The sequence below is a fragment of the Sphingopyxis sp. SCN 67-31 genome (assembly GCF_001725095.1).
Genome location: NZ_MEFH01000160.1, coordinates 1 through 6,573, shown reverse-complemented (window position 1 = coordinate 6,573; position 6,573 = coordinate 1). Strand labels below are relative to the sequence as shown.

The following is a 6,573-nucleotide window of genomic DNA, read 5'->3' as shown; positions in this document are numbered from 1 at the left end:
AGATCATTGCCGCCTTCGGACCGTGGCTGCTCGCGGGCGCATTGCTGCGACTGTTCACGATACAGGGCGGCGTCGCCCGCGCCGGGCGCCGCTTCGGCCTCGCCGCATGCGTGGTGCCGATGTCCGACGCCGAAGCCTGTATCGACGCCGACAAGCCGTCGGACGTGACGCTGATTGAACGCATTCTGGCCCAGCGCGGCTAGGCTGATCGCGGCGGGGAACCCCGTGCGCGCGTCTCGCTCCGGGAAAAGAATAGGCATAATCCCAATATGACCCACCGGCCCGGTTTGCCCCGGCGCAGATGAAGCTGGTTGAGTACGGCGAACGGCATCGGCGCGCGCTCTTCCATGAGACCGCGGTAGTCGCGGGCCTTCGCACGAAGATCGGCCCAGCGGTCCCGCCCGAAGCGGGCACTCAGCAGGCGCCAGCAGAGTTTCGTAAATTCCTTGGCCCAGAATTGCGCGATGCAATAAAGGGTCTCGTCCGACAAATTCGGCAAAGGCCCGCGTGCGGCGGCGACGAAGCCGGTAAGCGCGGTGGCGACATCGCGATTCTTGCTATCGTCGAAGCGGCCGCGGGTTCGCGACATGATCCCGGTGATGCTGTCCGCGCGCACACGATAGCGAATCCACGGTTCGGGGCAGTAGTAAAAGCTCCGCGCTCTCAGGGCGAGGAACGGGGTGGTGGCCATGTCCTCGAAGCATCGTCCGACCGGAAAGCGCAGATCGTCGCTCCACAGTTCGCGGCGGGCGATCTTGCTCCAACTGTGCATCCGACGGCTGGCGAAGATGCCGCGGACGAGCGCCTCGCGGTCTGTCGACATCAGATTGGCTGGCCCGACGAACGATTGCACATTCTTGTCCAGCTTTCGAAAGTCGCACAGCAGCAGGTCCGGCGTGTTGCAATCCAGTATCGACCGCAATCGGGCCACGGCGCCCGGCATGACTTCATCGTCGGAATCGACGAACCAGATATAATCGCCCCGCGCCGCGCCGAGCATCGTATTGCGCGCCGCGCTCAATCCCGCGTTGCTGGCATGTCGCATAAGCCGGACTTGCGGGTGCGACTGCAGGCAGATTTCGCTACACAGCCTGAGCGACCCATCGGTCGAAGCGTCGTCGAGCAGGATCACCTCCACCCCAACCGGCGGGAGCTGCGGCAACAGCGACGCCAGGCAATCGCGCAGATAAGGCTCGACATTATAGACGGGGATCAGGATGCTCAGCCACGGGCGCTCGCTTCATGCCGCACTGCCGGCGGTTCCCCCTTCGATATGTGCGGACAGACCCACGCGCATTCCCGTTTCCATTCCCGAACGCCTCTGCCCCGTCCCGCGTTACTAGATCAGCAGAGCGAAAGGGAAGTCGTTTTCCGTCGATTTGGCTGTGCAAATGGATGGAAAACGACGCCAAAGGCGATATAGGCCGCGCGCATGGAACCCGCTCCGCCCCCGGCCGACCGCCGGCCACTCTTCTATCGGACCTGGATCGATAAGGGTATTGCGGCGGTACGGCGCCTCGGCGCGCCGGCTGCCGACACGGGCGACCAGGGGCCTTTCCGGCGCATCATGACCCACCTGAGCTGGATTCTCGGGGGCAAGGGTTATGGCGCAATCCTCAGCCTCTTCTACCTTGCGATCGTCACGCGCGGCCTGGGGCCGGCTGCCTATGGCTCCTTTGCCCTGATCCTCAGTTCGACGCTGGTGCTGCAGGCGATCCTCAATTTCAACATCTGGCAGGTGCTGGTCAAATATGGCCAGGAACATATCCACAGCGGCAATCATCCGGCCCTGGCGCGCCTCATCCGCTTTTGCACCGCGGTCGATCTGGCGATGGCGCTGCTCGGCATTGGCGCGGCGGCGATGATCCTCTGGCTGGGGCGAGGGTTGCTTGGCATGCCGGCCGAGCTTGTCTGGACGGCGTTCGCCTATGTCGTGCTGTTCATGCTGTCGATCCGCAATGTGCCGCGCGGGATATTGCGGCTTCACTCCGAATTTTCGCAAACCTTCCTCGCCGAAGCGGTGGTGCCCACGCTGAAGACGCTGGGTGCCGTTGTCGCCTTTTTCACGCACCCGTCGCTCGAGATTTTCCTGATCGTGTGGGCGGGTTCGGAGATGGCGAGCACGCTCGTCTTCTGGTGGCTCGCCAACCGGTCGTGCCGCCGCGCTTATGGCCGACCCGACGGCCGGCATTGGTGGCGCGTGTGGCGCGAGAACAAGGGTCTTCCCGAATTGATGGTCGCATCCAATTTCGGAACCATGGCCTATACGGTGGCGCAGCAACTGCCGGTCTTGCTGGTCGGTTCGTTCGCGGGCGCGACCGAAGCAGGCATCTATCGCCTTGCACATCAGTTGACCCAGTCGATCACGATCATGGCCGGCTTCATCGGCCTCGCCAGTTACACTGAGATGACGAATATCTACGTCAAGCAGGGGCTGCGCGGCGTGGCGTCGCTCTATGTCCGGTTGACGCTGATCGCGCTCGGCCTGTTTCTTTTGCTCGCGCCCGCGATCGTGCTGCTCGGCAAGCCGCTGCTGCTGCTCATGTCGGGTCCGGCGTTTCTGGGCGCCTATCCGTTCCTGCTCGTGCTCGGCCTCGCGGCCTGCCTTCAAATGGCGACGGTCAGCTGCGAACCGATGCTGATGGCGGCCGGACGATCGCGCCTGATCATCGGTATCAGGCTGGCGGGCACGGCCACGCTGATCGCCGCCATTTATCTGATGCTGCCGACGATGGGCGCGATCGGCGCCGCCTGGTCCAAGGTGCTGGCCGAAACCGTGACCTTGCTGCTGCTGTTCGGCGCCAGCTTCCTGATCCTTCGCGAAAGCCGGATGCCGTCATGACGAAGCGTATCTTGTTCCTGTTCAACCATGATGCGGCGCATCAGGCGGCGCATATCGCAGGCATAGCGGGCGAACTCGCGCTGCACGCGCCGACGGTTCAGGTCGTCGTCGCCTGCGGCGTCGAGGCGATCCGGCACAAGGTGGCAGAGATCATTCCGGCGGCGGCGCACGACCGTATCGAATGGCGGATGCTCGACCTGCCGACGGCGCAACAGCGGCTGCTGGCGCCGATCAACAAGGTGGCGCCGGTGCTGCGCGTCGCGCGTCTTTACTGGCATCTCGATCTGTTCCGCAGTGTCGACCTGGTGGTATCGACCGAACGCACCTGTCTGCGTGTCCGGCGCCGATTGGGGGCGGCGGGGCCGCGCTTTGCCTATGTGCCGCACGGATCGGGCGACCGGAATGTCGCCTATCACCCCGAACTCGCGCAGTTCGACCTGATGCTGCTCAGCGGACCGAAGCTGGTCGACGAAATGGTGCGTCACGGCATCACCACCGCCGACCAGTGCCGCGTCATCGGTTATCCCAAGTTCGACACGATCGATCCGGCGGTGCGCAAGCGCTTCTTCGACAATGATCGCCCGGTCTTTCTCTATAATCCGCACTTCGATCCGCACCTGTCGTCCTGGTACGGCATGGGCGAGGCGGTGATGGATTTTTTCCTCGCGCATCGCGACTATAATCTGATCGTCGCGCCGCATGTGATGCTGTTCCGCAAGCGGCTGCACTATTCGCTCGAATATCGGACCGCCAAGCTCCGGCCGGACATCGCCGACCGCTTCCGCGCCGCAGACAATATCCTGATCGACGTCGATGGCCCCAATCTCTTCGACATGAGCTACACGATGGCGGCCGACGTCTACATCGGCGATGTGAGCAGCCAGGTTTACGAGTTTCTGCTGCACCGCGGCGCCTGTTATTTTCTCGATCCGAACGGCAAGCCCGCCGACGGCGTGGCCGAGCGCTATGAATTCTGGCGCAACGGGGAGGTCTTGTACGGCCCCGCTGAGCTTGCCGAGCGGATTCCGCACTGGCGCGAAAGTGCGGCGCTGCACCGCGCCGAGCAGGATCGGCTGTTCGCCTACACGATGGACCACCGGGCGGGCGAGACGTCGGTTGCGCGCGGCGCCGCGGCGCTGGAGGCCTTCGTCGAGGTGCGCTAGCCCGTCCCGAAATCCGTCAGCGTCCAGCCGTTGTCGCGTGCCGCTTTGGCAATGCGGCCGCGACGCCCGATCGCAAAGGCCTCGTCGGCGAGCGCGAACAGCGGCGCGTCGCTCGCATGGTCCGAATAGGCCCGCATATGATGCGCGGCGCGTTGCGGGTCGGCGGCAAGCCATTCGGCGACGCGGCGCGCCTTTTCCGGCCCATAGCAATTGGTGCCGTCGAGCGCTGCGAACCAACTTCCGTCCGCGGCGCGCCGATGCCGGGTGGCGATGCAGGCATCGAAGCCCATCGCCTCGGCCAGGGCGGCGGCGTAGAATTCGGGGGCCGCGGTTGCCAGCAGTAAATGGTAGCCGGCGGCGCGGTCGCGGGCGATGGCCGCTCTGGCCCCGGGTTGAACGTCGGCGGGAACGCGCCAGGCGGCAAAGTCCGCAGCCAGATGCGCCATTCGCTCCGCCGGCACCCGCCGCCCGAGCATCAATCCGATCGCCGCGGGCTTCAACGCATCGCGGCTGTAGAGGCCGAGCGCATGCCCCGCGAGCAGCCCGAGGAAAACGGGCGCCAGCAGAAGGCGCCATGGCGCGCTGCGCGCGGCCGCCCACAGAAGGAAGAGCGTGAACGTCGGCGTCCGCAGCACGGTGCGGTCGAGATCATAGACGGCAAGGCGAAAGGGGGCGGCGGCGTCGCTCATCGCCGCCGGGCCTAGCCGCTCGCTTGGCGTGCCGCCACCGCTTTCGCGCGTGTACCGCCGCACACCCTCTTGTCGCGGCGGTTCAATGGGGCTACGCAGCCCGCGATTGCATAGGGAGCCCGCGATATGGCCGAATTTCGTCTGCCCAAGAACAGCCGCGTCCAGAAGGGCGGCACGGTCCACAAGGCCGAGGGCGCGAGCAACGTCAAAAAATTCAAGGTCTATCGCTACAATCCCGACAGCGGCCAGAATCCGCATTTCGACACGTTCGAGATCGACACCGACAAATGCGGCCCGATGGTGCTCGATGCCCTCATCAAGATGAAGAGCGAGCAGGATTCGACGCTGACCTTCCGCCGTTCGTGCCGCGAAGGCATTTGCGGCAGCTGTTCGATGAACATGAACGGCAAGAATGGCCTCGCCTGCACCACCGCGATCGAGGATCTGAAGGGCGACATCCAGATCACGCCGCTGCCGCATATGGAGGTCATCAAGGACCTCGTCCCCGATTTCACCCATTTCTATGCCCAATATGCCTCAATCGAGCCGTGGCTGAAGACCAAGTCGACAACGCCGAGCGGCAAGGAGCGGCTCCAGTCGCCTGAAGAGCGCGAGAAGCTCGACGGCCTTTACGAGTGCATCCTGTGCGCCTGCTGTTCGACGAGCTGCCCCAGCTATTGGTGGAACAGTGACAAGTTCCTTGGGCCCGCGATCCTGCTTCAGGCCTATCGCTGGCTCGCCGACAGCCGCGACGAATATACCGGCGAACGGCTCGACGATCTCGAAGATCCGTTCCGCCTCTATCGCTGCCACACGATCATGAATTGCGCCAACGCGTGCCCCAAGGGGCTGAGCCCCGCACGCGCGATCGCCGAGATCAAGAAGCTCGAGGCCGAGCGGCAGGTCTGATGCGGCGCCGGCTGTCGGCGCTGGTCGCGCTGGCGCTTGCCTCCTGCGCATCGAGTCCCGTCCAGGAGCCCGCGGTGCCGGGCGCGGTGGCGATGGGCGACGAGGCTTGGCTGATTGCCGGGCGCTTCCCGGCAGGCCGCCAGCCCGACGGCAATTCGATCCTGCTGCGCGGTCCCGGCGGCGCGCTTCTCATCGACACGGGGCGTCACCCCGACCAGGTTGCGCGGATCGAGGCGCAACTGGCGGCGCTGCATGTGCCGCTGGTCGCGATCGTCAACACACATTGGCATCTCGACCACGTCAGCGGCAATCCGGCGTTGAAAGCCGCGCATCCAGGCGTGCGCGTCTATGCGACGTCAGCGATCAACGGCGCGCTCGACGGCTTTCTGAAGGATAGCGCGGCGAATTCGCGCAAGGCCCTCGCCGACGGCCTCGTTCCGCCCGAAATGGTTCCGGACGTCGAAGGCGATCTCGCGACGATAGCACGCGGGGCGGAACTGCGTCCCGATGTCGCGGTCGACGCATCGCGCGACGTGACGCTCGCCGGGCGGCGACTGTCGCTGCGCGTTGCGCCGCATGCCGCGACGGAACGCGACCTGTGGGTCTATGATCCCGAAGGGCGGCGCGCCTTTGTCGGCGATCTCGTCACGCTGCCCGTCCCTTTCCTCGACACCGCCTGTCCCGAAGGCTGGCTAGGTGCGCTTGGGGCGGTGGCGTCGTCGGGCGCGCGGCAGGTGGTGCCGGGGCATGGATCGCCGATGGATCGCGTCGCTTTCGGCCGATGGCGCGGGGCGTTCACGCGATTTATCGCTTGCGCGCGCGGATCGGGCGCGCTTGAGGGCTGTTCGGCGGGTTGGACGGAGGATGCTGCCGAATGGATCGGCAGCGATGCCGCGCGCGCAAAGGCGATGGCCGATTATTATGGCGAGCGGATACGGTCGGGGAAACTGGACGGATATTGCAAGGTATG

6 protein-coding genes and 1 pseudogene are annotated in these 6,573 nt (G+C 65.1%); 5 read left to right on the top strand and 2 right to left on the bottom strand.

All coding sequences use genetic code 11. The annotated features are described in order from the left end of the window. Window positions 1-203: pseudogene (locus tag ABS88_RS22525) on the top strand (nucleotidyltransferase family protein); the annotation flags it as partial. On the opposite strand, the gene ABS88_RS22520 reads toward ABS88_RS22525, so the two are convergent. Beyond that, on the bottom strand, window positions 200-1,213 hold the full coding sequence (locus tag ABS88_RS22520) for a glycosyltransferase family 2 protein (RefSeq protein ID WP_286750642.1): 1,014 nt from the start codon (window positions 1,211-1,213) through the stop codon (window positions 200-202). The pseudogene ABS88_RS22525 and the gene ABS88_RS22520 overlap by 4 nt on opposite strands. 219 nt (window positions 1,214-1,432) lie before the next feature. Between ABS88_RS22520 and ABS88_RS22515 the strand changes: the two genes are divergently transcribed. Continuing rightward, window positions 1,433-2,842 carry a lipopolysaccharide biosynthesis protein gene (locus tag ABS88_RS22515; protein ID WP_286750641.1) on the top strand — a complete coding sequence of 470 codons (1,410 nt, stop codon included), beginning with the start codon at window positions 1,433-1,435 and terminating at the stop codon, window positions 2,840-2,842. Beyond that, complete coding sequence (locus ABS88_RS22510; protein ID WP_286750640.1) at window positions 2,839-4,005, top strand: CDP-glycerol glycerophosphotransferase family protein; 1,167 nt, start codon at window positions 2,839-2,841, stop codon at window positions 4,003-4,005. The genes ABS88_RS22515 and ABS88_RS22510 overlap by 4 nt, the downstream gene beginning before the upstream one ends. Here ABS88_RS22510 and ABS88_RS22505 read toward each other — a convergent pair. Beyond that, window positions 4,002-4,694, bottom strand: coding sequence for an HAD-IB family phosphatase (locus ABS88_RS22505; RefSeq protein ID WP_286750639.1), 693 nt, complete (start codon window positions 4,692-4,694; stop codon window positions 4,002-4,004). The genes ABS88_RS22510 and ABS88_RS22505 overlap by 4 nt on opposite strands. Window positions 4,695-4,820: 126 nt before the next feature. On the opposite strand from ABS88_RS22505, the gene ABS88_RS22500 reads away from it, so the two are divergent. Then, complete coding sequence (locus tag ABS88_RS22500) at window positions 4,821-5,603, top strand: succinate dehydrogenase iron-sulfur subunit (RefSeq protein ID WP_003041149.1); 783 nt, start codon at window positions 4,821-4,823, stop codon at window positions 5,601-5,603. After that, on the top strand, window positions 5,603-6,573 hold a 971-nt coding region (locus tag ABS88_RS22495), incomplete at its 3' end, for an MBL fold metallo-hydrolase (protein WP_286750638.1). The genes ABS88_RS22500 and ABS88_RS22495, both read left to right, overlap by 1 nt.